Annotated in this window: 17 protein-coding genes and 1 tRNA gene; 8 read left to right on the forward strand and 10 right to left on the reverse strand. The window is 64.2% G+C overall.

Annotated features, from left to right (window positions below):
* Window positions 1-442 precede the first annotated feature (442 nt).
* The 3 genes from cobT to AAC014_RS07985 are packed head-to-tail and all read right to left on the reverse strand — an operon-like array spanning window position 443 to window position 3,693.
* Window positions 443-2,299: a cobaltochelatase subunit CobT gene (gene cobT, locus AAC014_RS07975; RefSeq protein ID WP_339706625.1), complete on the reverse strand. Its 1,857-nt coding sequence runs from the start codon at window positions 2,297-2,299 to the stop codon at window positions 443-445.
* Entirely contained in the window at window positions 2,296-3,240 is a 945-nt protein-coding gene (cobS, locus tag AAC014_RS07980; protein ID WP_339707839.1) for a cobaltochelatase subunit CobS, read from the reverse strand. Before cobS ends, cobT begins: the two co-directional genes overlap by 4 nt.
* Before the next feature lie 42 nt (window positions 3,241-3,282).
* Window positions 3,283-3,693, reverse strand: coding sequence for a J domain-containing protein (locus AAC014_RS07985; RefSeq protein WP_339706628.1), 411 nt, complete (start codon window positions 3,691-3,693; stop codon window positions 3,283-3,285).
* A gap of 300 nt (window positions 3,694-3,993) precedes the next feature.
* Here AAC014_RS07985 and AAC014_RS07990 point away from each other — a divergent pair, with 300 nt between their 5' ends.
* The 3 genes from AAC014_RS07990 to AAC014_RS08000 all read left to right on the forward strand — a co-directional run bounded on the left by AAC014_RS07990 (window position 3,994) and on the right by AAC014_RS08000 (window position 5,282).
* Window positions 3,994-4,845 (forward strand): type II CAAX endopeptidase family protein, encoded by an 852-nt coding sequence (locus AAC014_RS07990; RefSeq protein ID WP_339706631.1) that lies wholly within the window; start codon window positions 3,994-3,996, stop codon window positions 4,843-4,845.
* 38 nt (window positions 4,846-4,883) lie between these two features.
* Window positions 4,884-5,162 carry a BolA family protein gene (locus AAC014_RS07995; RefSeq protein WP_339706634.1) on the forward strand — a complete coding sequence of 93 codons (279 nt, stop codon included), beginning with the start codon at window positions 4,884-4,886 and terminating at the stop codon, window positions 5,160-5,162.
* 44 nt (window positions 5,163-5,206) lie between these two features.
* Window positions 5,207-5,282: transfer RNA gene (locus tag AAC014_RS08000), tRNA-Thr, on the forward strand.
* Window positions 5,283-5,526: 244 nt separating this feature from the next.
* Here AAC014_RS08000 and AAC014_RS08005 read toward each other — a convergent pair.
* On the reverse strand, window positions 5,527-7,869 hold the full coding sequence (locus AAC014_RS08005) for a TonB-dependent receptor (RefSeq protein ID WP_339706637.1): 2,343 nt from the start codon (window positions 7,867-7,869) through the stop codon (window positions 5,527-5,529).
* 305 nt (window positions 7,870-8,174) lie between these two features.
* Here AAC014_RS08005 and AAC014_RS08010 point away from each other — a divergent pair, with 305 nt between their 5' ends.
* From AAC014_RS08010 to AAC014_RS08030, 5 genes are all read left to right on the forward strand, one after another.
* Entirely contained in the window at window positions 8,175-9,677 is a 1,503-nt protein-coding gene (locus AAC014_RS08010) for a D-aminoacylase (protein WP_339706640.1), read from the forward strand.
* A 24-nt stretch (window positions 9,678-9,701) separates the two neighbouring features.
* Window positions 9,702-10,709 carry a DUF1611 domain-containing protein gene (locus tag AAC014_RS08015; RefSeq protein WP_339706643.1) on the forward strand — a complete coding sequence of 336 codons (1,008 nt, stop codon included), beginning with the start codon at window positions 9,702-9,704 and terminating at the stop codon, window positions 10,707-10,709.
* Window positions 10,710-10,839: 130 nt separating this feature from the next.
* Complete coding sequence (locus AAC014_RS08020; protein ID WP_339706646.1) at window positions 10,840-11,718, forward strand: MurR/RpiR family transcriptional regulator; 879 nt, start codon at window positions 10,840-10,842, stop codon at window positions 11,716-11,718.
* 63 nt (window positions 11,719-11,781) lie between these two features.
* Window positions 11,782-12,792, forward strand: coding sequence for a histone deacetylase family protein (locus AAC014_RS08025; protein ID WP_339706649.1), 1,011 nt, complete (start codon window positions 11,782-11,784; stop codon window positions 12,790-12,792).
* Between the two features lie 61 nt (window positions 12,793-12,853).
* Window positions 12,854-13,612 carry a helix-turn-helix transcriptional regulator gene (locus AAC014_RS08030; protein ID WP_339706652.1) on the forward strand — a complete coding sequence of 253 codons (759 nt, stop codon included), beginning with the start codon at window positions 12,854-12,856 and terminating at the stop codon, window positions 13,610-13,612.
* 6 nt (window positions 13,613-13,618) lie between these two features.
* Here the strand turns inward: AAC014_RS08030 and AAC014_RS08035 are convergent, their stop codons facing one another.
* The 6 genes from AAC014_RS08035 to AAC014_RS08060 form a co-directional block, all read right to left on the reverse strand.
* Complete coding sequence (locus AAC014_RS08035; protein ID WP_339706655.1) at window positions 13,619-16,852, reverse strand: LpqB family beta-propeller domain-containing protein; 3,234 nt, start codon at window positions 16,850-16,852, stop codon at window positions 13,619-13,621.
* The gene (locus AAC014_RS08040) at window positions 16,849-18,114 is read right to left on the reverse strand and encodes an amidohydrolase family protein (RefSeq protein WP_339706658.1); all 1,266 of its coding nucleotides are present in this window, start codon (window positions 18,112-18,114) and stop codon (window positions 16,849-16,851) included. The genes AAC014_RS08035 and AAC014_RS08040 overlap by 4 nt, the downstream gene beginning before the upstream one ends.
* Window positions 18,111-19,532, reverse strand: coding sequence for an amidohydrolase family protein (locus AAC014_RS08045; protein WP_339706661.1), 1,422 nt, complete (start codon window positions 19,530-19,532; stop codon window positions 18,111-18,113). Before AAC014_RS08045 ends, AAC014_RS08040 begins: the two co-directional genes overlap by 4 nt.
* A gap of 44 nt (window positions 19,533-19,576) precedes the next feature.
* Window positions 19,577-21,766 (reverse strand): TonB-dependent siderophore receptor, encoded by a 2,190-nt coding sequence (locus AAC014_RS08050; RefSeq protein ID WP_339706664.1) that lies wholly within the window; start codon window positions 21,764-21,766, stop codon window positions 19,577-19,579.
* A gap of 120 nt (window positions 21,767-21,886) precedes the next feature.
* Window positions 21,887-22,870: an alpha/beta hydrolase fold domain-containing protein gene (locus tag AAC014_RS08055; RefSeq protein ID WP_339706667.1), complete on the reverse strand. Its 984-nt coding sequence runs from the start codon at window positions 22,868-22,870 to the stop codon at window positions 21,887-21,889.
* Between the two features lie 4 nt (window positions 22,871-22,874).
* Window positions 22,875-24,398, reverse strand: a complete 1,524-nt coding sequence (locus AAC014_RS08060) for an amino acid permease (RefSeq protein WP_339706670.1) — start codon at window positions 24,396-24,398, stop codon at window positions 22,875-22,877.
* Window positions 24,399-24,401: the final 3 nt, after the last annotated feature.

Genomic DNA, 24,401 nt, shown 5'->3' on the forward strand with positions numbered 1-24,401 from the left:
GACAGCCTTGAATCAACCTCCGAGTCTCCAGTCAAGCTTTGTCCACGAAACCTAGCTACGGCGGCAATGGGCGCTTCAGCAGCAATCGCTATCCCAGTTTTGCGCCTTTCCAAATGAAATCCGATACGTGGAAACCCCGGCTGAAGTATGCTCATGCCTCGGTCGTCTAAATTTATAGATGGCGCTAACGCCGTGCTGTAGCAACCAAACGCAATTGAGTTGGCTGGCTCTGGAAGGGGCGTAGATCGCAAAAAAATGAACGCCGCAAGCATCCCCGCTATGCCCACATAGTAGGCCACTCGAAGGGCAGGTTCGTAATCTGTGCCGTTGTACGCCATTGGGCAGTAGTAATAGTCGCTCTTCTGGGATGTCCGCAATTGGAACACCGCACCTTGCTTCGAACGACTATGTCTAGCCGGGCAGCCCCGGACACCGCTTAGTCCTAAGCTGCCCGGCGCTTCCGCCCCCTGCCCGCGCCCTCTTCCTCGAAAAGCTGCGCGAGCTGTTCGATGATCGTGCCGCCGAGTTGTTCGGCGTCCATGATGGTCACGGCGCGGTTGTAATAGCGGGTCACGTCGTGGCCGATGCCGATGGCGATGAGTTCCACGGGTGAGCGGCCCTCGATCCACTTGATGACCTGCCGCAGGTGGCGCTCCAGATAATTGCCGCTGTTCACGGAAAGCGTGGAATCGTCGACCGGCGCGCCGTCCGAGATCACCATCAGGATGCGGCGTTCCTCGGGGCGCCCGATCAGGCGGTTGTGCGCCCAGAGCAGCGCCTCGCCGTCGATGTTTTCCTTCAGCAGCCCCTCGCGCATCATCAGGCCGAGGTTCTTGCGCGCGCGCCGCCACGGGTCGTCGGCGGTCTTGTAGATGATGTGGCGCAGGTCGTTGAGGCGGCCGGGCTTCGGCGGGCGACCGTCGGCGAGCCACTGTTCACGGCTCTGCCCGCCCTTCCACGCACGCGTCGTGAAGCCGAGAATCTCGACCTTCACCGCGCAGCGTTCGAGCGTGCGCGCAAGGATATCCGCGCAGATCGCCGCGATCGAAATGGGCCTGCCGCGCATCGAGCCAGAATTGTCGATCAGCAGCGTCACCACCGTGTCGCGGAAATCGGTGTCGCGCTCGATCTTGTAGCTGAGCGCGTGCTCGGGGTTCACGACGACGCGGGTGAGCCGCGCCGGATCGAGCAGGCCTTCTTCCTGATCGAAGTCCCACGCGCGGTTCTGCTGCGCCATCAGGCGGCGCTGCAGGCGGTTCGCGAGCTTCGTCACCGCGCCCTGCAGGTGCACGAGCTGCTGGTCGAGATAGCCGCGCAGGCGCGTCAGTTCCTCGGCGTCGCAAAGCTCCTCGGCGGTCAGCACCTCATCGAACTTCGCGGTGTAAGCGTGATAGTCGAAATCAGGCGAAAGATCGCTCGTCGGCGTGTTCGGGCGCCACGGCACGACGCCTTCGTCGCCGTCGTCCGCCATGTCGGCGTCGGACATGGCGTCACTGTCCATCTCCGCGCTCTGGTCCGTCTCCTGATCGCCACCCTCGCTCTCTTCGGCGCGGGTATCCATGCTCGAATCCTGCCCGGCCGAGCCTTCGTCGTCGCCCTCGTCGCTATCGCCCTCGTTCTGCTGCTCGTCCTCGCCGCTTTCCTGGTCGTCCTGCTCGGGCTCCTCGCCCTTGTCCTCGCCGAGGCCGAGATCGGCAAGGATGCGCCGGGTGAGTGATGCGAAGGTGGCCTGATCGTCGAGATTGGCGGCAAGATCGTCGAGATGCTGCCCCGCCTTCTCCTCGATCCAGTCGCGCACGTGCGCGAGCCCTGCGTCGGCGATAGCAGGCGACGGTTCGCCGGTCAGCCGTTCGCGCGCGATCATGCCGACTGCGCTCGCAAGCGGCACCTCATCGACGTTACGCGCACGAATGAGCGGGTCCGCCTTCACGCGCGCAAGGTTCATTTGCGAAAGATTGGTGGCCACGCCCGCCATGTCGCGGCCGCCGATCGCCTCGACACGTGCCTGCTCGACCGCATTGAACACGTCGCGGGGGAGCCCGGCGGGCGGCTGCAGCGCGGCATGGCGCTTGGCATCATGGTGACGGCGTCGAAGCGCGAAACTGTCCGCCCAGCCCCGCGCCTCCGCGACCTGATCGGCGGGAAGCCCGCGCGCGGGCTGCGGCACACGCGCCTGATTGCCCGAAGCGCCCGGCTTGTCGGCCGTATAGGTCAGATCGAACTCCGGCACGTGCGCCATTGCGCGCAGCGTCGCCGCCAGCGCGTGCCGGAAATCCTCGATCCTGTTGTCCTTGCTCACGCCTTCTTCGCGATGCTCTCCGGCAACTCCTCGCCGAAGACGCGCTGGTAGTATTCGGCGACGATGCCGCGTTCGGCCTCGTCACACTTGTTGAGGAAGCTGACGCGGAAGCCGAAGCCGATGTTGTTGAAAATCTGCGCGTTCTGCGCCCAGGTGAGCACGGTGCGCGGGCTCATCACGGTGGAGATGTCGCCGCCGATGAAGCCCTGCCGCGTCATGTCCGCGACCTTCACCATGTTCGCGATCGTTTTCGCGTCGAAGCCCTTCACCTTGGCCGAAACGATCGCCGTTTCGGTCTCGGCGGGAAGATAGTTCAGCGTAGTGACAATGCTCCAGCGGTCCATCTGACCCTGGTTGATCTGCTGCGTGCCGTGATAAAGCCCGGTCGTATCGCCAAGGCCGACGGTGTTCGCGGTGGCGAACAGGCGGAAGAACTTGTTGGGGCGGATCACGCGGTTCTGGTCGAGCAGCGTCAGCTTGCCCTCCACCTCCAGAATGCGCTGGATCACGAACATCACATCCGGGCGGCCCGCGTCATATTCGTCGAAAACGAGCGCGGTCGGCGTCTGCAGCGCCCATGGCAGCAAGCCTTCACGGAACTCCGTCACCTGCTTGCCGTCGCGCAGCACGATCGCGTCCTTGCCGATCAGGTCGATGCGGCTGATGTGCGAATCGAGGTTGATGCGGATGCACGGCCAGTTGAGCCGCGCCGCCACCTGCTCGATGTGTGTCGATTTGCCGGTGCCGTGGTAGCCCTGAATCATCACGCGGCGGTTGAAGGCGAAACCGGCCAGAATCGCGAGCGTGGTGTCCGGATCAAACACATAGTCGGTGTCGAGGTCCGGCACGCGCTCGTCGGCCTTTGAAAAGGCCGGGATTTTCATATCCACGTCGATGCCGAACACCTGCCGCGCATCGACCTCCAAGTCGGGCGCGTCCATCAGCGTGCCGTGGTGTTCGTTATCCTTCAGCTGCGTCGCCACTTAACTCTTCCTGCTCTTCTGGTCGGCCGCAAAGGCCGGGCTTTCCTTAAGGTGCGTATAGGCATCGATCACGCGGCGCAACTCGGCTTCATGGGTGCGGTCCCCGCCGTTTGCGTCCGGATGCAGCACCCGCACCTTCTCCTTGTAACGCGCGCGGATGTCCGTGAAGCTCGCGTTTTCGTCAAGGTCGAGCGTGCGGAGCGCCGCCAGATCCGCCTTGTCGAGCACGCGGCCCCCGCGCGCCTTCGGCGGCGCGAATCCGCCCATGCGCGCCCTCATCACGCCGATCGGGTCGTGGAACGCGTCCGCATAAGCGTTGGAGGCGAACGCACGCGTGCTCCGCTCCCAGCCAGGCGCGGCGTTCTGCACCCCGTCGTCCTGAAACGAATAGGCGGCATTGAACGCGCGCACGTGATCGAGGCACAGGTATTTCCAGCCCGCCGACGCGCGGTTGGAAACGGGCGCGCGGAACTCGCCCCGCTGGTCGCACCCGGGCTCCGCGCACAGAGGCGGTTCCGGGGCATCGACGCGGCCGTGGAAGCGTTCACGAGGTTTACGGGGGGCGGTGATGGGAGCGGTCCTGAGTCTGATTTTTGGCTTATATAGGGAAGCAGAGCTGCGATGGCAGCCCCGATCCCGATCAGAGAAAATTCTCCTTTGAGAAAACTGCGGCCCGCCATAAGTTCTCCCATCAGCTTGGGGGAGCGGCACATGGAAAAGCGAAAACTCGTCGGTGACATCCTGTTCTTTCTGGCGCTGACGTTGGGTCTCAGTTGTATCTTTTACGTTCCGCTGGTGAGCCTCCAGCCCTCCCCCGCCTTCATGCCCTATGTCACCGGCCTGATGTGGTCCCCCGCGATCGCCGCGTTGCTCACCGTGCGCCTCCGCCGCCTCGATCTCGCCTCACTCGGCTGGGGATGGGGTGAGCACCGCTGGAACCTCACCGCGTACCTCGTCCCCCTCGGCTACGCGGGCCTCGCATACGCTGCAGTATGGATCCTCGGCCTCGGCGGCTTCGCGGACGCGGAGAACATCAAGCAGCTCCGCACCTTCCTCGGCTGGACAGACGCGCACCCGGCGCTCGTCGTCATCGGCTATGCTCTGCTGATGGCCTCGGCAGGCATGGCGATTTCGCTCGCGACCGCGCTCGGCGAGGAAATCGGCTGGCGCGGCTTCCTCGCGCCGCGCGTCGCAAAGCTCGCCGGCTTCATGCCGAGCGTGTTCATCGTCGCCATCATCTGGGGCGCATGGCACATGCCGCTCATCCTGCTCGGCGGCTACAACGCGAAGACCGAATTGTGGGTCGCCATCCCCTGCTTCATGGTGCTCGTGCTCGGCGTCTCGCTGATCGCGGCCTGGCTGCGACTGAAATCTGGCAGCCTCTGGCCCGCCGCGATCCTGCACGCCAGCCACAACCTCTTCATCCAACGCGTGTTCACGCCGCTTACCGGACCACGCGGCGAAGTGACCCCTTACGTCATCGACGAGTTCGGCATCGCGGTCCCGGTCGCGATCCTGATCTTCGCGGTCTGGTTCTGGAAGCGCCGCGCCGAAGTCGCCTGACCGGCTGACACGCCGGCGCATTGCTGTATAGAGGCCGCATGACCACGATCAGCGCCGAAATCGAACGCCGCCTCGCTGCACTCCAGCCCACTCACCTCGAGGTCCGCAACGACAGCGACCGCCACCGCGGCCACGCCGGTCACGACGGTACCGGCGAGAGCCACTTCACCGTCAGCATCATGTCGGAAGCCTTCGCCGGCAAAAGCCGTGTGCAGCGCCAACGCGCCGTCTACGCTGCGCTCGGCGATCTCATGGACAAAATCCACGCGCTCGCCATCGCCGCTGCCGCGCCCGGCGAGACTTTGCCTGAACGCTGAAACGCTTGATTTGCGACTAAACGCAAAGCAATAGGGCCCGGCGCGCCGGGTTAGCTCAGCTGGTAGAGCAACCGCCTTGTAAGCGGTAGGTCGTCGGTTCGAGTCCGACACCCGGCACCATGAGCCCTTCCGCAGCAGCCCATATTTTTTCGCAAGCCATTCTAAAATATAGCAAAATCGTACACCGCTCATCCGCCGAAGGGGGGAGCATCATCCCCAATATGGTGCGTTCAGGCTCCTGGCCACGAGCCTGAATCACGGCCGTCCACCTCAAATCAATGGCTGTTTGAACCTAGCGGCTGGACGCGCGCGTAGGTGGCGGAGAGGAAAGATGCCTCCCCGCCGGAGCATGGCCGGGCGGCTGCTATCGCCCGAACTTGAAAGCGACTTGCAGCAGAACCTCGCGCCCCCTTCCGAGATAGGCGAACCGGTCGCCCAAGGTGCCGGTCGCAGTCCCTGTCCCCGCATTGCCGAGCGGCGTGAAGGGTACGTTGGGAGAGGCGACGAATATGTACTTGTTCGTCAGATTGCGTCCGATGACGGAAATCTGCCACATGTCGTCATCGGCACCGAAGCGTACCGATGTATCGAACAATGTATAGGATTTCTGCCGGCTGGCGGGATCATTCGATGCGTCGGTCAGATAGCTGCTCGAATGAACGAGGCCGCCGGTCAGCCCGAGTTTGTGCCGATCGCCAATCGGCGTATCATAGTTGAAACCCGCTTGAATATTCCATTTCGGCGAGCGCGGAATGACCTGTCCGGCGAGTTGCTGTGCTTCGAAGCCGCCGGCCCCGCTGTTCTGCGCGGGGCTGAAGTTGAGATTGCAGCCGAGCGCGATGGTCTGGCCATTATAGCAAGGTGCCGTCGCGAAGTCCTTGTAACGCGAATTATTATACGCCAGTGCGCCGTTGATCGACAAACCGTCGAGTGGTGTGCGCCAGGTAAAGTCGGCCTCGAACCCTTCGACCTTCGCCGATGCCGCATTGCGGATCGAACTGGTTGCGTTGGTGAAATTCACCACCTGCAGGTCGTTGATCTTGTACGTGTAGGCGGCGGCGTTGACGAGAAGAGTATGGCCGAGGCGCGCCTTGACGCCAGCTTCGAAGCCCTTGATCGTTTGCGGTTTGTAACTGAGATCGACGTTCGGTGCGAACAGTTCCACCGAGCTGGAATTGAAACTGCCCGACAGAAAACCCTGCTTGTATGAAGCAAATAGCGTCAGATCGTCGTTGGGTCTGAATGAGACAGTTGCTTCCGGCGACCAGTTTTTCCAGCTGTCATGGTCCTTGAGGAGCGAGGCGCCGCGAGCGTTGGGGGTGGTCGACAGGATCGTCGTATCGTCGAGGATGGTGGTATTCGGCCCGCCGGCAAAGCCGACGAAGAGCCCGCCGCCGTCGCGGACATCGGTCAGACGCTTCTTTTCATATGAGTAACGCACGCCACCCGACAATTCCAGTTGAGGGGTGATTTCGAATGTCCCCTCGACAAATGCCGAATAGGCTTCACCCTTCATCGAGAAGCTGTAATTGTTGATCTGTACGGGCGTGTTTGGCCCGCCCAGGCCCGGGATGACGGCGTCGAACAGTGGGAACAGACCGCCAAACAAATAGGTGTAGGACTGGGTCCGGGCCTTCACATTGCTATAATAGAGGCCTGACGAAAAGTTAAATGGACCATCCAGATCTGTCGACAGATTAAGTTCCTGCGAATACTCTCTATTATTCAATGTGTTACAGCTCGGCAGAATGACTGCATAGCTGCTTTCGTAATTCTGGCATTGACCGAGAACGACTTTGTACAGACCGGTCGCGGAGGTGATCGTAAATTTGTCAGAAGGGCGAAAGGTCATAACGAGGCTCGACAAGTACTGGTCCTGGACCTGGAAATTCTTGCCGTCGCTTCGGAATAGATCCAAGGTCGATGGAATGGTAGCAAGTACGGGACCGTAGCCAGCATTGACGTTGAACTTACCGGCGCCGCACTGCGCGTTGTCGCCGATGACCGGACCCAGAAAGGAGAATTGGCGGACGCCGAGCGGACAGCTCACAAATGCGCCTGCGGCTTGCGGTCCGTTGCTGTCGACCCGGCCGTAGTTGAACTTGAACCGTGCGTCGAAATTGGATGCGGGCTCAAACTTGAGCGTCGCGCGAACACCGTAATTGGTGGCTTGCGGGTTGCGCGAGTCCGCGAAATAGATCGAGTCTCGCGGCGTCTGATCGATCAGATACCCTTGCATGTCTGAATATTGGCCGGCGATCCGGAAGCCGAGGCTGTCGGTGATGGGGGCTGATAAAAAGCCTTCGGCCCGCATCTCGCGGGCATTGAGCTCATATCCGAACTTCGCGCCGACCTCGAGGTGATCGCCGGGGTCATTGGTCCGGATCGTGACGATGCCGGCCATGCTGTTCTTGCCGAAGAACAGTGCTTGGGGACCTTTGAGCACTTCGACTTGTGCGACATCGAAGTCGGTCATTCGCCGGATCGACGACTTGGCAATCTGCACCCCATCGATCGTGAAGGAGACCGCCTGGTCGCCGAAGGGGTTGGAATCTGGCCCGCTGATCCCCCGTATCGAGATGTTGCCGCCTTGCACTGCGCCGCCTTGCGGACCGATCAGGAGTTGCGGCACAATCCGTGACAAACCATCCAGATTGACGACGCCGCGGTTCTGCAGCGTTTCTCCGGCGACGGCCGTGACGACCACGGGGACCGCGATAAGCGACTCTTCGCGCCAGCAGCGCCGTGATCAAAACCAAGCGCATCATCCATCTCCTCATGTACCGGGCATGGCAATACGAGGGGAGCTAAAGGCAAGATGCGCCGCAAAGCAAGCGTGGACCGTTGATCGGTTTGTGGCCGATTGAAGGCTGTCGTCGTGCGTCTGCTGCGTCGGTTCGGCGGTCGCTGCAAGCGCGGAGACGCTTGCGCGATCCCGGCAGTCATGTCAGAAACATAACAATGACACGATTCAGGCGACTATCCGAACATCGCCCGTAGGAGAGAGCCCTCATGATCCGATCGGTGCTGCGTGCCGCGCTCGTTCCCATGGTCGCACTCTGGGCGACGGCATCCGCTGCGGAGAGCTTCGTCATCGTTGGCGCCACCGTCGTCGACGGCACAGGCGGTCCGGCGCACAAGGCCGATGTGCGGATCAAGGACGGCCGCATCGCCGCCGTCGGCAAGCGCGCCCGCAGCAAGGGCGTTCCGATTATCGACGGCAGCGGTCTCGTGCTCGCACCCGGCTTCATCGATACACACAGCCACCACGACGCCGGCCTCGACGCTCACCCAGACGCGCTCGCGGCAGCGGCGCAGGGCATCACGACGATCGTCGCCGGGCAGGATGGCGGCGGGCCTTTGCCCGTCGCGGGCCTGTTCACGAAGCGCGAAGCGCGGCCCGTCGCCGTGAACGTCGCCACGTACATCGGCCACAACAGCGTCCGCACCGCCGTGATGGGCACCGACTACAAGCGCACGGCAACCCCCGCCGAGGTCGAGCGCATGGTGGCGGTCGTCGAGGAAAACATGCGCGCGGGCGCGCTCGGCCTTTCAACCGGGCTCGAATACGATCCGGGAATCTATTCGGACCCGTCCGAGGTGATGGCACTCGCCCATGCTACAGCGCGCCAGGGCGGACGCTACATCAGCCACATGCGGAGCGAGGACACGCGTCTCGACGCCGCGATCGACGAGCTTCTGGAGATCGGCCGCACCGCGCGCCTTCCCGTCCAGATCTCGCACTTCAAGATCGCGATCGTCGACCGCTGGGGCGACACCGCGCCTCTCCTCGCGAAGCTTGACGCTGCGCGCCGCGCAGGCATCGACGTGACGGCGGACGTCTACCCCTACACCTACTGGCAATCGAACCTCGAAGTGCTGCTGCCCAGCCGCGATTTCACCGATCTCGCCGCGGCCGAATTCGCGCTCGCGCACATGGCGCGGCCCGAGGATTTGCGTCTCACCGAATATCCCGCACACCCGGCCTATGTCGGCACGACCGTTGCCGAGGTTGCGGCGCTGCGTGGCGTGCCCCCGGCGCGCGCCTATCTCGACCTCATCGTTGAGGCGGAAGCGAAGGGCATGACCAACGGGGTCATGGGCCGCTCGATGGCGGATGACGATGTCGCCGCGCTCATCGCCTGGCCGCACAGCAACATCTGCTCGGACGGCGGCATTGAGGATGCACACCCGCGCGGCGCAGGCGCGTTCCCGCGCGTGCTCGCATGGATGGTGCGCGAAACGAAACACCTGACACTCGAAGAGGCCATCCACAAGATGAGCGGACTTGCCGCCGAACACATGGGCATCGCCGATCGCGGCCGCATCGCCGTTGGGCAGGCTGCCGATCTCGTGCTGTTCGACCCCGCCACCGTCGCCGACCGCGCGACGATCGAAAATCCCACCGCCCTCCCCGCCGGAATCCGCACCGTATGGGTGAACGGCGTCGCTGTCGTCGAGGCCGGAAAGCCGACCGGTGCCCTACCCGGCCAGGCGATCCGCCGGGCCGATTGAACCTCCAACCGGAAACCGAAACCCATGCAACCACCGTTTCTGCTCTTTCTGGGTACAGCCCCCGATATCGGCTGGGCCAAGACCGCTTCCGGCCTTGCCGAGTGGCGCGCGGGAGACTGCGCGGGCCAGTATCGCATGGAAGGCTGCCTGGTCGATCTCGGCCTGCCTGACATGAGTTTCGCCCAGGCCGCCGCGAAGGGCGCACGCACGCTGGTGATCGGCATCGCCAACGACGGCGGCTACATCGCCCCCGAATGGGTCCCGCACATCACGGCGGCGCTCGCGGCGGGTCTCGATGTTGCGGCAGGGCTACACCAGCGCCTCGCCGATCATCCGGAAATTTCCAAAGCCGCGCAGGCACACGGACGAACGCTGCATGATCTCCGCCGCCCGCAGCAGACGTTCAAGACTGGCACGGGCAAGAAGCGCACCGGCCACCGTGTGCTGATGGTCGGCACGGACTGCGCGGTGGGCAAGAAATACACCGCGCTCGCCATCGATCGTGAGCTTCAGCGGCGCGGCGTACCCTCCACCTTCTGCCCCACCGGCCAGACCGGCATCATGATCACCGGACGCGGGATCGCGATTGACTCTGTCGTCGCCGACTTCATCTCGGGCGCTGCGGAATGGCTCTCCCCTGATGCGGCGCCGGACCATTGGCACGTCATCGAAGGACAGGGCGCTCTCCTGCACCCCGCCTATGCGGGCGTCACGCTCGGTCTCGTCCACGGCAGCCAGCCCGACGCACTCGTCATCTGCCACGAGGCGGGGCGGCGTGAACTACAGGGCTATGAGGGCGACTATGCCTGCCCTACACTCACCGATGCGCTCGCCGCGCACGTTTCTGCGGCGCGACTCACCAACCCCAAGGCGCGCGGCATCGGCATCAGCCTCAACACCTCGCTTCTGAGCGAGGATGCAGCGCGCGCTGCGATCCGCGCCGCCGAGGCTGAACTCGGCCTCCCCGCTTGCGATCCGCTACGGTTCGGACCTGCACCCATCGTTGATCATATGCTGGACGTGTTCGGGTGAGATTGTGGTACGCGTATCCCTGCGTTGGCGCTTTCCCCTTTTCCTCGCCCTGCCTATCAATGTGATGATGGCTCTGTCAGAAATGTTATTCTGACAACATTTCCGACAGAGCGTGCAGAACGAGAATGAGATGAGCGACCTGTTCGCGCGGCTCGAAGCCGAGAATGCGGGTTACACGGCTGCGGAGCGCCAGATCGCGCTATTCCTGCTCAACAACCGCGAGATGATCCCGTTCGAAACGGCGGCGTCGATCGCGCAGCGGCTGGATGTCAGTGCGGTAACAGTCGGGCGTTTCTGCCGGATGCTTGGCTTCAAGCATTTCCGGGAACTGAAAGAACACCTGCGCATGTCCGCGCACCTGCCGTGGCTGGCCGGGCAGGCGTTTCAGGATTTCCTTTCCGATTTCACCGACAACGACAAGCGCCGCCGCACGCTGGAACGCGAGATCGAACTGCTCGTCGCCGTCTACGAACGCAGCCAGCACAAGGCATGGTCGGATACCGTGGCGCTGATCGCGCGGAGCAAGCGCGTGCAGATCGTCGGCTTCCAGACCGAGCGGGGCGTCGCGGCGATGCTTGCGCACAATCTCCAGTACGTGCGTCCCGGCGTGGAATTGATCGACAGCGCCTCCGGGCATTTCGCCGACGTGCTCCTCGAACACCCTGGCGACCGGTGCCTCGTCATCGTCGATGTCCGCCGCTATTCGCGCACGTCGCGCCATCTCGCGGAGCGGGCGGCAGAGGTGGGCATCCCGCTTGTCATCATCACCGACACGCTTTGCGACTGGGCACCACGCCTCACCTCAAACGTGCTCGCGGCAGACAGCGACGGCGCGCTGTTCTGGCAAAGTTCGGTGCCGATGATGGGTCTTGTCAACCTGCTCGTGAACGACATCGTCGGCCACGGCGGCGGTCGCGACGTCGAGGAGCGGCTGGAGCGGATCAGTGCGCTCTACGAGGATTTCATAGGCTTCGTGCGGCCGACGCGCACGCGCGGAGGCGACGCATGATGCGCACGCGCGACGCTGTCACGGGGCTTCCCGACCCGCGGTATTGAATGCTATCTCGCGGGCATGATCTCCTTCTTCGATGAGCGCCAGCTCCGCCACACACCGCTTCGCGAACTGCACAACGGGGCATGGACGCCCTATGCTGAATGTGCTGATCGCGCGCGCAATATCCGGGATGCGATCGGCACGCCGGCACCCGCGCGAGATTTCGGCATGGCGCCGATCGAGGCGGTTCACGACGCGGACTATCTTGCCTTCCTGAAGGGCGCACATGCGGCATGGCTTGCATCCGGGCGCGAAGGTGATGCGATCGGCTACACGTGGCCCGTCGTGCGGCGGCGCAAGCTGTCGCTGGAACGCATTGATGCGCGGCTCGGCCAATACAGCTTCGACGCATCGACACCGATCATGGAAGGCACGTGGGACGGCGCCTACGGGTCGGCGCAGACCGCGCTCACCGCGCTCGATGCCGTTCTTGCAGGCGCACGCACGGCCTTCGCGCTTTGCCGCCCCCCCGGACATCACGCCGGAGCCGATTATCTCGGCGGCTATTGCTATCTGAACAACGCCGCGATTGCCGCGCAGCACGCGCACGCCGCCGGCGCGGGGCCGGTCGCCATCCTGGATGTCGATTACCATCACGGCAACGGCACGCAGGACATCTTCGAGGCGCGCGGCGACATCTTCTTCGCCTCGATCCATGCCGATCCAGTGACCGATTATCCATTCTACTGGGGCCATGCCGACGAGACCGGCACCGGCGACGGCAAGGATACGACGCTGAACATTCCGATGCCGCGCGGCACACGGATCGACGCCTATCTTGCTGCGCTCGACACCGCCATCGCGCGGATCACGGCGTGGGGCGCTCGCTTCCTTGTCGTCTCTTTCGGCGCGGACACGTTTTCGGGCGACCCGATCTCGCACTTCGCAATTGAAACCGAGGATTTCGCTACGATCGGCGCCCGCATTGCCGCCATGGGCCTACCCACCGCGATCATCATGGAAGGCGGCTACGCCGTCGGCGATCTCGGCGGTAACGTCGCCCGCTTCCTCTCCGGTTTCCCAGACTAGGGCGCCCTTGCGAGCGCGGCCAAAACGCAATACTATGAGCCTGATTATCGGAAACAGGCCAATGAAGCGGAGCACGGATTATCCCCTCGAACTCAGGCCCGTGATGGGCTTCGAGGATGATTATCCGGCGGGTTTCGTCGATCCCTTCCATTCGCACGATCGCGCCCAGCTTTCCTATGCCAACTCCGGCGTGATGCTGTTCATCACGGATCATTCGAGCTTCGTGCTGCCGCCCCAGCGCGCGATCTGGCTTCCTGCCGGCATGCGGCACAAGGCGATCTGCCGCGGCCCCGTGAACATCCACACCGTATTCATCGATCCCGACATCGAATACCTGCCGCACGCCTGCCGTGTCTTCGAAGTCTCGCCGCTGGTGCGTGCGCTGATTCAGGAGGTTTTCGGCTTCCAGCCTGCCTATGACGAAGAAGGCCGCGAGGGGCGGATCGTACGGTTGCTGCTCGAAGAAATCCAGCACATGCCCAATATCCCGGTAATGGCGCGTATGCCGGCGGATAGCCGCCTGCTCAGGGTATGCCAGGCCATTCTCGATGATCCCGCAGACCCGCGCGATATCGACGACTGGGCAAACCTTGCGAGCATGGGCCGCCGCACCTTCACGCGCCTGTTCAAGCAGCAGACCGGCATGGGCCTCGCCACGTGGCGGCAGCAGGTGCGGCTGATGGAAGCGCTGTCGCTCCTCGCGTCGGGCGTCTCCGTCACCAACGTCGCCTACGACGTGGGCTACGAAAGCCCGAGCGCGTTCACCGCGATGTTCCACCGCTCGTTCGGCGTGCCGCCGAGCCAGTACGTCGGCGGCTGAGCACGCTCACCGCTCAGTGAACCACGGCGCCTCGTGCGGCCGTGCGCGCGGCCAGATTTCGTCCAGCGTGGCACCCTCGTAAAGGCGGCCGTTCTTCATCACCTGCGCGATGCGCCGCGCGTTCCGGATATCGGCACGCGGATCGGCATCGAGGATGACGAGATCAGCATATTTCCCCGCTTCGATGCTGCCGAATTCGGCCGCGCGCCCTATCGTTCGCGCGCCGCCGATCGTGGCCGCGTGCAGCACTTCCGTGGGCGTCATGCCGCCCATCGCGTGGGCTTCCATCTCCCAGTGATAACCGATGCCGGGCAGTTCGCCATGCGCGCCGATGCCGACCGTTCCGCCTGCGCGCTGGATCGCCGCTGCGCCTGCGGCGACCGCCGGAAAGCTGTAGTCCGAATCGATGTGCCAGCGCTGCGAACGCATCTTCGTATCGGCAGCGAAGTGCGGCGTGAAACGGCGGTATTTCGGATCGTCGTGCTGGTTGTCGCGCGCGATGAAATAGTCCTGCCCCGGCGGGCCGCCGTGCGAGATCATCAGCGTCGTCGTATACGCGCTGCCGCTGCGCGCGACGAATTCGACCATGTCTTTTCCAAGCGGCGTTACCGGAAAGGCGTGCTCGCTGCCGCCATAGCCGTCGATGATCTGGCTGAGTTCGAGCTTCAACGACAGCGCGCCTTCGGTTGTCGCGAGCATACCGAGTTCCTGGGCGGCCATTGCGATCCACTGCCGCACGCGTCGATCGCCCGCCCGATATTGCTTGATGTTGAACGTGCGGTAGTGATCGCGGTAGCGACGCACGACCGCGCGCACCTCCTCCAGCGAATTGAACCGGTTGAACGAGAACAGAGCCGTACCCGTAGACGGCATACGCGATCCGACGGCAAGGCCCGCATCGATCAGGTCCTCGTAGGCAAACCCGTCGATGGTGAGTGTCGAGGGGTCGAATGCCGTCGTGATCCCATAAGCAAGCCGTGCCGCCGGTCCCCAAGGCTGCATATCCAGCACATCGCGGCGCACGTCCGCGACATGATCGTGCGTATCGATGAAACCCGGCACGATCGTCCTGCCGCGCACATCGCGAACGACAGCGTCAGGAGGGACAAGAAACGATCCGCGCGGGCCCACGGCTGCGATCCTGTCGCCATCGATCAGGATATCCGCATCCTCGATCACCGTGTCGCCGTTCATCGTGATCGCACGCGCACCGCTGAGCAGAAGACGACCCGACGGCGTATCGCGCGGCACCTCGACGACCATTTCCGTCGTCGTGGGCTTCGTGCCATTGAGCGGCATCCGGTAAAAGGTCGAGCCGACCGCCCACGTGATCGTGCGCCCGCCATCCGCCCATTCCAGAAAATCCGCGCCGACATCGGAAAGCTGGCGGTGCGAAGGATCGGGCGTCAGAAGGTCAACCTTGCCGTCGGGATTCCCCCGCAGATCGACGAGGTGCAATTGCTGCGCGATTATCGCGATGGCGTGCGTTCCGTCCGGGCTGATGCGGACATCGTCGACCGGCACCGGCCCTTCAACGAAATAATAGCCCGGCCCAACGATGGAGACCACACGACGACGCTTCCCGCTCGACAGATCGACCGCATTCAGCCCATCCGCGAATTGCAGATACACTTCACCGGGATTGGCCGCGAAGTGCAGCTGCCCCCCCATCGTATCGCTCAGAATCGCGCGCGCTGCGCCGCCCGCCACAGGAAGCGAAACGAGCGTCGCCTGCCGCTGGTTGCCGAATTCCATGTAGGTCAGCAGACGCGCCGCCTGCGCCGAGCGCAGCACAAGCACGGCCGATCCGTCCGGCGTGAACATGGGGTTCGTGTAGTAATCGGCAGCCGCGGTCAGGCGGCGCGGCGCGCCGTCGATCGGTGCGGTCCAGACATGCCCCGCCCCCTTCGCGGTCCAGGTGACATAGGCGAGGCTCTTGCCATCGGGCGCCCACGCGGGATGAAATTCTGGATCTCCGCCGGAGGTCAGGCGGCGCGGATTCGCGCTGCCATCCGCAGGCATCAGATAAACGCGGCCGAGCGCGGAGAAGGCAAGCGTTCGTCCGTCGGGCGAAAGCACCGGCGTCTGGATCAGCCGCGCGCGAACCGGGCCGGTTTCCTGCCGGATATCGGGCGCCTGCAAGGTGCCCAGTTCCACATCAACCTTTGCGCTGAAGGCGATGTTGGTTCGCGCGCCCGATGCAATGTCGATGCGTTCGATCCGCCCATTGCCGCCGACGATGAGCGCCTTGCCGTCGGGCGTGAAGGCATATCCGGGAAACAGATCCTGCCATGCCGAAGCCTCGGTCACATCGCGCTGCACGGGAAATGCGAGCCGTCGCTCAGCCCCCGTTTCAAGGTCGCGCAGATGAAGCGCGGTGCCGCCGTCGTGGCGTGTGGCATAGGCCAGCATCTTGCCGTCCGGCGAGACTACGGGCCGGAAGAACGCGCCCGCAGGGCCGCCGCGCCGGTTCGCGGGTTCGGGCAGGATCACGCTTTCCGCACCGGTCGTGAGATCGCGGCGCCGGATCGTCCATTCGGGAACGCTGTCGAAACCGATGCTGCTGGAAAGCGCCGCGAAATAGAGAGAGCGACCGTCGGGCGAAACATTCACGTCAATCGAATGCTGGAGGCTGCCGGTCGCCTCGTCCCGGCTCGATCGTATCAGAGTTTCCGCCCCGCCGGAGAACGCGTGCTTCCACAATTCGTAGGCACCGCGGTCCGGGCGAAACCGCGTCGCATAAATCGCACTGCCGTCCGCGCTCCACGCCGGGGATGTGAGCGGCTCGACGCTATCGCGGAAACTGATCTGCCGCGCGCCCGATCCGTCGGGCCGCATCACCCACAGGTTTTCCGGTCCCGAGCGATCACTGACGAACGCGAGCCACTTCCCGTCGGGCGAAAACACCGGCTGCGTTTCGAAAGCCATGCCGCGCGCGATCGGTTTTGCGCGCCCGCCCGACACCGGCATCACATAAAGATCGCCAAGGATATCGAAGGCAATTGTCTTACCGTCCGGCGACAGCGACAACGACACCCAACTCGCCTCACGCGTTTCGAAAGCGATGCGCCGTGTGGGCTTCATCGGCAGCGTCTGCCCCGGCGGCTGCGTGCGCGGCGCGGCGTCGACGGACGTTCCGGTCTGCGCCGAGGGCGCCAGCATCGGCAGCCCCAGTTCACCGGGCTCGTGCGCGGCGACAGGCCATGCAATCAGCGCGGCAAGGACAATACTCCGCTTCATCGGTAGGCTGGCGGAAGCGGGTTTTCGGCGTCCGGCCGGTAGCGATCGCGCAATGCCGCTTGCCGCGACGTATCCGGCGCCTCGCGTCCACCGATCAACACGATCGCGGGACCGGAAGACGGCTCCAGCGGATCGCCGTCCCAGATCACCAGATCGGCCGCCTTGCCGGGCGCGATGCTGCCCTGCCGATCATCGGCGCCCCAGATTTCCGCGCTGCCGCGCGTGATCGCGCGCAGCGCGGTCGCATAGGGCAGCCCGTGCGCCGTGGCGATCCCCGCACCTTCGCGCAGCGCCGATCCCGCATTGTAGCTGAGATGGATGCCGAAGCCCGGAACCGTGAAGGCGATTTTCACACCCGCGTCTGAAAGCAGCGCCGCATTGTCGAGGCGCGCGCCGATCTGGTCGTAGCTGAGCGGCAGGTTGAGCATCGGATCGAGAATAACCGGAATCCGCTTCGCGGCGAGGTCCGTCTTCGCGCGCCACGCCTCCGCGCCGCCGAGGATGACGATGCGAATGCCGTAATCATCGGAGAGCGCAATTGCCTGCCGGATATCCGATTCACGCTCGGCGGCGATCACAAGCGGGATGCGCCGGTCGAGCACGGGCGCAAGGCTCGCGCGGTCGAGGCGGCCGAGCAGGCGCTCGCGCGGATCGATGCCCTGCGGCGCGCGCGCTTCGTCGAGTGCATTGCGGATAAGCTGCCACTGCGCCGCGCGCGAGCCGCCGGTCTTGTCCGAGGTGCCGCTGCCGACGCGCACGAACAGCGCCGCCTGCGCGCGGTCTAGAATGTCGCCGTCCGGCTTCAGGTGCACAAGCGCGCCGCGTCCCTGAAACGGCGCTGAAGCCGACCCGCCGGGAAACACCATCGCTTCCGTCACGCCATCCGCCCGCGCCTGTGCGACGAGCGTGGAATTGGCATTGAGCGCGTACTGGACATCGAACGCCGCGCCGAGTGCGCCGCTCGCCACCGACTGATCGTTGGTCTCTCGCGCGCCCGAAACCTCGGTGAGCCCGAGCTGCGTCGCGGCATTCACAAGGCCGGGCGTCACGATGCGCCCCGCCGCATCGATCACGCGCGCACCGGTGGGAACCACGCCCGCAGCCGCAACCGAGACGATCTTCCCGTCACGCGTAACGATCGTCGCGCTCTCGATCGGCGTCTCCGCTGTCATCGTCCACACCCGCGCATTCACGATCGCCACGGTTTCAGCATTTGCTGGCAACGCCGCAAGCATCGCGAGGGCGGCAAACACGGGTTTCATCGCGGCGCTGCCTCCGTGCGGCCGATCTCGAAATCGCGGCGCGGCCGGTACGCCGGGTTCGCGCGGTCGTAAACGAGGGCGCCGTCGATATAGACGCGGTCGGCGTGGCTATAGATGCTGAACGGATCGCCTGACCAAAGCACAAGATCGGCGTTGTATCCGGGCGCGAGCGTGCCGATGCGGTCGTCCAGACCCATCGCCTTCGCGGGGTTGCTCGTCACCCAGCGGATGATCGTTTCGGGCGGCAGGGAAGCGCCCGCGCGGCGCCCTGCACCCGCGGCCTTCGCGGCCTCGATCGTGAGGCGCTGCCCCACCTGCGGCGAATCCGAATGCATCATCGCGCAAGCACCCGCCGCCTCCACGAACGCCGCATTCTCGCGGATCGCGTCCTGCGCTTCCACCTTGAAGCCCCACCAGTCGGACCAGACCGCCGCGCACGTCCCCGCCTCGCGCAGCATCGCGGGAATCTTGTAGGCTTCGGTCGCGTGGTGGAAGGCCGCGATGCGGAAATCAAATTCGCGTGCAAGGCCCAGCATCACCGCCATGTCGTCGGCGCGGTAGCAGTGCGCCTGCACGCTAATGTCGCCGGTGAGCACACCGGCGAGCGTTTCGAGTTCGAGGTTGCGCGGCCCCTTGTGCCCGCCCCCTTTGCCGGGCTTCTCGCCACGTGACCGTTCGAGATAATCCTGTGCGGCGGAAAACGCGGCGCGAAACATCGCGAGTTCGCCTTGGCGGCTGTTCGGCGCACTCGCGCGTCCGCCGTAATAGAGCTTGGGATTTTCCCCGCAGGCGATCTTCAGCCCCTGCGGCGCGCCCGGAAACTTCATGCCCTGCATGGTGACGGCGGGAACGGTCTTCAAAACCACGGAGCGCCCGCCAATGATCGTCGTCGATCCCGGCAAAATCTGCAGCGTCGTCACACCGCCCGCGAGCGCGCGATCGAAGGCAATATCCTGCGCATTGACCGCGTGCTCGATCCACGTTTCGGCGGCATTGGGATCGCTGATCTCGGTGACGTCGGAGCCGTGCTCATCGACCGACGTCAAGGGCACCACGAAGGTGCCGTTGTGGCTGTGCACATCGATGATGCCCGGTGTCACCCATTTGCCGCGCCCATCGACGACCGCCGCGCCGTCCGCATCAAGATTGCGGCCCACGGCGACCACGCGCCCGTCCCGCACCAGCACGTCGGCCGTGTCGTGCCGACCGCCGGCGCCATCGAGGATCGTGGCGCCGGTGATCAGCATGTCCGCGCGCGGCAGCGGCCGGTACGTACTCGGCCACGGGTCCGACGCGGACAGAGAAAGCGGGGAGGATTGACGCTCCTCCTCCTTTTTCTTCGCGGCGACCGGGGACGCGAAGAGGGCTGCGACGGCAACCGCAAGAACGACATGACGGAGCTTCCCGCGCTTCATCATGTCATCCCCCATTTGCCGCCCCGCCCCAAGCTTACGCATACAAATCAGAACTTGCGTGTAACTGTTCCGATGACCTGACGACCAGCGCCAAAGTTGCACCCGGCCACGCCGGAACACCGTGCGACATAGCTCTTGTCGAAGATATTCGATCCGTTGATCGCGAAGCGCCATTCCGGCGTGTCGTAGTGGATGATCGCATCGAACAATGTCGTGCTTTCTCCATAATAGACCACCGGATTGAACGCACCGGGCAGGCTGCCCGCGCTCTTGCTGTTGTAGCGTCCGCCGAAGCCGAAGCCGAGACCGCCGAGCGAACCCTGCTGGATCGTGTAATCGACGAACAGCGATAGCTTGTGCTTTGGCGTCGTCGGCAGCGGCGCGCCGACCTCGCCTGCGAAGCTCGATTCCTTTACCTCGCTGTTGTTGTAGCTGTAAGAGCCGTTGATCGAGATCTGCTCGCGAATACGCGCCACAAGTTCGATCTCGCCGCCCCACACCTCAACTTCGCCACTCTGCGTACCGAACACCGGCGTCACAGACGGCGACGTGCTCACCACGTTCTTCTGCTTGATGTCGAACACAGCGGCGGTCACGAACAGCTTCACGTCGTCCGGCAGGCCGCGCGCATCATACTTGATACCCGCTTCGATCTGCTTGCCGGTCGAAGGCTTGAAATCGTCGCCGGTCACGCTGTCGACACCAAGCACGGGTTCGAACGACGTTGCGTAGCTGACATACGGCGCAAAACCGCTGTCGGTGACGTAGTTCGCGCCGACACGCCACGTGAACTTGTCCTGCTTCGTCGTCGTCGCCGTTAGAACGCTCGCGATCTTCACCCAATCGTAGCGGCCGCCAAGCGTCAGGTAAAAATTCCCGAAGCCGATCTGATCCTGCGCGTAAACGCCGGTCTGCTTCAGGCGCTGATTGTTGAACGCCGAGGGATAGCCAGGCGTGTAATTGGCCTGCGGCGCGTACACCGGATCGAACAGGTCGATCGTGTTGGCGAAGATGAAGCCGAAATCCGCCTTGTTATAAACATTGCGGTAATCGACGCCGACGAGCAGCTTGTGCTCGGCCCCGCCGGTTCCGAAATTCGCGTCGATCCGGTTGTCGGTCGCGAAGCTCGTCACATCCTCGGCGTAGCTGAAGTTGTATTGCTGAACGGTGCGATAATAGCTGGGATCAAGCGGATCGGTGGTGTTGATAAGGCCGCCGCCGCCGTAGATGCCCGTGGGCGTCCGCTCCTTGTATTCGCTCCACTTGGTGTTCGAGCTGAATTTCAGGCTTTCCGAAAATTGGTGCCGGAAATCCCATCCGAGCGCGAACTGCCGCCGCTCGTAGAGGTTGTTCGGATCGCCGAGGTTCGTGCTCCGCTTCACCTTGCCGATGGGGTTGTCGAGCAGCGTGCCGTAAACAGGCAGGAAGCCGTTCGTATCGCCGCGGACCTCGTCGTACTGATAATAGCCGAGGCCGGTGATCGACGTGTTATCGCCAAGGCGCCACGTCAATGTCGGGGCCGCCGTCAACCGCTTGGCAGACACGTGATCGCGTTCCGCATCGCGATCACGGTAAAGCACCGTGAAGCGCGCATCGACCGAATTGGAAACCGGCCCTGTCATTGTCGCGGCGAGCTGCTTGTAATCGTCCTCGCCGTACTTGGCGCTGATTTCTCCGCCGAAGCTGCTCTGCGCGCGGCGGCTGACCTGGTTGTAGATACCGCCGGGAGGGGCGTTGCCGTAGAGCACCGAGGCCGGGCCCTTGAGCAGGTCGAGCGATTCAAAGGCGTAGAGATCGACACCGACCGAATAGATCGAGGTCGAGATCGGCGCGGCCAGCCCGTCGATATACTGCTTCGGCGTGAAGCCGCGCACCGTGAAGAAGTCGAAGCGCAGATCGGGGCCGTAATTCTCGCCGAACACGCCCGCAGTGTAGCGCACCGCCTGCTGGGCATCGATGAAGTTCAGAAGATCGATCTGGTCGCGCGTGATGACGGAGATCGACTGCGGCGTTTCGATGAGCGGGATGTCGGTCTTGCTCGCCGTCGCGCTGCCCTCGGGCACATAGTTGCGCGCGGTGACGACGATCATGTCTTCCCCGTCCACCGTCGTGCGCGTGGTTTCGACGGAAGCGCCCGCAGGCGCGGCCTCCTGCGCCATCGCGGGAAGCGCGGCGAGCCCGGTGAGTGCCGCCCCGGCAAGCAGCAGTGTTTTCAGCGTCCGGTCATGAACGGTCATTGCATTCCCCCTTTGATGAAATGAAGTTTCGAACCTCATGTTGATTATGACGAAGAGATTACTCCCACCGGGCCCGAACGGCGTTTCTGCACAGGGTCTAACTGTATCGAGATCAGGCCATTATTGCGAGTCATTATCATTATTGACACAAATTTGCCTGGATAGCCACTCGGAAGTTTCCGCGAGCGCCCGATCTGCAAGCGGCGAGATCGACACGGCTTCAAGGAAACTGTGGGTCGCCCCAGCATATTCGCGGAAATCGACCGCCACGCCCGCCGCTGCCAGCCGTGCCGCCATGTCCCTGTTCTCGTCCGCAAGGATGTCGCAGGCCGCAACCGCGAAGAACGTGGGCGGAAGCCCGGCGAAGTCCGCGTGCATCGGGCAGGCGAGCGGGTCGGCGAAGTCCTCCTCAGCGCGCAGGTAGTTCGTCCAGAACACCGCCATCTCGGCGGCGGTGAGGTTATAGGCAGGTCCGTCGTAGCGCCGATAGCTCGGATAATCCGCCCTGCCGTCGAAGGCGCCGTAATTCACCAGTATGGCCGAAAGCGGCGCCTCGCCGTCTCGAAGCAGCGCCAGATTGGCGGCAACCGAGAGATTGGCTCCCGCCGAATCGCCGCCGATCTCGACCCGCTGCGGATCGAGCCCGTGCGCCGCACCCTCGGCGCGCAGCCAGCGCACGACCGAGACGATCTCGTCGAGCGCACACGGAAATTTTGCTTCGGGCGACAGGCTATAGTCGATGCCGACGACGGCGACCCCAGCCCGCGCCGCATACTCGCGCATCAGCCGGTCGTGCGTGTCGAGGCTGAACATCGTCCAGCCGCCGCCGTGCACATAGATCAGCACAGGCAGCACCGTCCGCGCATCCGGCCGATAGATACGAACCCTGACGCCGAGCGGCCCCACTTTAAGTGTTTCCGTACCGAACATCGCCGGACCGCCTGCGGCCCACGGCGCGCGCACCTCCTCGGCGATACGCCGCCGCTCGGGAAGCGGCAGGCATTCGAAATCGGGATAGCGACCGTAGGCGGCGGCCACTTCGCGCTGAAAACGGCGGATATCGGGGTCGAGGTCGTCGGCGACCCCGGCTGTCGTCTGGTTCATGAGGTCAGGCTTCCGAGAGTGTGCGGCGCAGGCGCGAATGGCCGACGCCGTAAAAGAAGTAAAAGGCGATGCCGAAGGCGATGTAGAGGCCGAGAATGGTGGCCGGCAGCCACTCGCCGACCATCGCCTTGCGGATGATGTCGAGCACCACGGGCGCCATCATCAGCACGCAGAAGACGAGCGCGAGCATCGGCACCACGCCGAGCCAGAGCGTGCCGACACGGAAGCCGCCGAAGGGCACGCGGAACGGGCGCGGCAGCTCCGGCTGCGTGCTGCGCAGCCAGATGACGCTGATCGCCACGGTGATGAACACGCAGCCCGTGCCGAGGCTGACGAGATCGCCCAGCATCGAGATCGGCAGGAACGCGGCGGCAATGCCCGCCGCCAGTGCGACGAACCACGTGCCCTGATGCGGGGTGCGAAAGCGCGCGTGCACGCGGCTGAACAGCGGCGGCAGCAGCCCGTCCGTCGACATGGCGTAACACACGCGCGAATGCGCGTAGGTGTTCACCATCAGCACCGAGCACAGCCCGGTGAGCGCGCCCACCTTGATGACGATGCTGAGCACCGGCATCCCGATCGCCGAAACGGCGACCGCGACCGGATCGGGCACGTTCAGCATCTTGTAGGAGACGAGGCCGGTCAGCACTGCCGCGACCGCCATGTAGACGATCGTCGCGATGGTGAGCGCGCCGAGGATGCCGATCGGGATGTCGCGCTGCGGCTTCTTTGCTTCAAGCGCGGCGGTCGCCACCGCCTCGAACCCCAGATAGGCGAAGAACAGGATCGAAGCGCCGCGCAGCACGCCCGCCCAGCCGTAGGTGAAACCGCCTTCGTTTTCGGGGATGAACGGCTTCCAGTTCGCGGGATCGACGTGCGGCAGGCCGAAGATGATGAAGGCGATCAGCACGCCGACCTTCACCGTCACCATCACCGCGTTGATCGTCGCCGACTGCGAGACGCCGCGCACGAGGATGAAGGCGAACAGCAGCACCGCCGCCGTCGCGACGAGGTTGATGCCGCCGCCGGTCACGAATGCGGTGCCCGCCTCCCCCGCCGCAGGCCGGATGAACGGTGTCGCCAGAACCGCCGGGATATGAATGCCGAAATCGCCGAGCAGGCTGACGAGATAGCCCGAAACACCCACCGCGAGCGCGGACCCGGCAAGCCCGAGTTCAAGCATCAGCATCCAGCCGAGCCCCCACGCGAAAGCCTCGCCGAGCGCGGCATAGGCATAGCTGTAGGAGGCGCCGGAAACCGGCAGCGTCGAGGACAGCTCGGCATAGCAAAGCCCGGTGAACGCGCAGGCGAGCCCCGCGAACACGAACGACAGCATCACTGCCGGCCCCGCATAGTTCGCCGCCGCCGTGCCGGTCATCACATAGACGCCCGCGCCGATGATGCACCCGATGCCGATGAGCACGAGATGCACGGGGCCGAGCGCACGGTGGAGACCGTGGCGGTCGATATCGCTGCGCACGTCGGCGAGCGGCTTGCGGATCAGATATCGGGTCGGCGCGCGCGCCATGGC

Origin of the sequence: uncultured Sphingosinicella sp., from assembly GCF_963974575.1 — a bacterium.
Lineage (GTDB): Bacteria > Pseudomonadota > Alphaproteobacteria > Sphingomonadales > Sphingomonadaceae > Sphingosinicella.

Coding starts and splice junctions, on each gene's coding strand:
- cobS (WP_339707839.1), bottom strand. CDS start 3,240: ATGGACGCGCCCGACTTGGAGGTCGATGCGCGGCAGGTGTTCGGCATC.
- AAC014_RS07990 (WP_339706631.1), top strand. CDS start 3,994: ATGGAAAAGCGAAAACTCGTCGGTGACATCCTGTTCTTTCTGGCGCTG.
- AAC014_RS07995 (WP_339706634.1), top strand. CDS start 4,884: ATGACCACGATCAGCGCCGAAATCGAACGCCGCCTCGCTGCACTCCAG.
- AAC014_RS08010 (WP_339706640.1), top strand. CDS start 8,175: ATGATCCGATCGGTGCTGCGTGCCGCGCTCGTTCCCATGGTCGCACTC.
- AAC014_RS08015 (WP_339706643.1), top strand. CDS start 9,702: ATGCAACCACCGTTTCTGCTCTTTCTGGGTACAGCCCCCGATATCGGC.
- AAC014_RS08020 (WP_339706646.1), top strand. CDS start 10,840: ATGAGCGACCTGTTCGCGCGGCTCGAAGCCGAGAATGCGGGTTACACG.
- AAC014_RS08025 (WP_339706649.1), top strand. CDS start 11,782: ATGATCTCCTTCTTCGATGAGCGCCAGCTCCGCCACACACCGCTTCGC.
- AAC014_RS08030 (WP_339706652.1), top strand. CDS start 12,854: ATGAAGCGGAGCACGGATTATCCCCTCGAACTCAGGCCCGTGATGGGC.
- AAC014_RS08035 (WP_339706655.1), bottom strand. CDS start 16,852: ATGAAGCGGAGTATTGTCCTTGCCGCGCTGATTGCATGGCCTGTCGCC.
- AAC014_RS08040 (WP_339706658.1), bottom strand. CDS start 18,114: ATGAAACCCGTGTTTGCCGCCCTCGCGATGCTTGCGGCGTTGCCAGCA.
- AAC014_RS08045 (WP_339706661.1), bottom strand. CDS start 19,532: ATGATGAAGCGCGGGAAGCTCCGTCATGTCGTTCTTGCGGTTGCCGTC.
- AAC014_RS08050 (WP_339706664.1), bottom strand. CDS start 21,766: ATGACCGTTCATGACCGGACGCTGAAAACACTGCTGCTTGCCGGGGCG.
- AAC014_RS08055 (WP_339706667.1), bottom strand. CDS start 22,870: ATGAACCAGACGACAGCCGGGGTCGCCGACGACCTCGACCCCGATATC.
- AAC014_RS08060 (WP_339706670.1), bottom strand. CDS start 24,398: ATGGCGCGCGCGCCGACCCGATATCTGATCCGCAAGCCGCTCGCCGAC.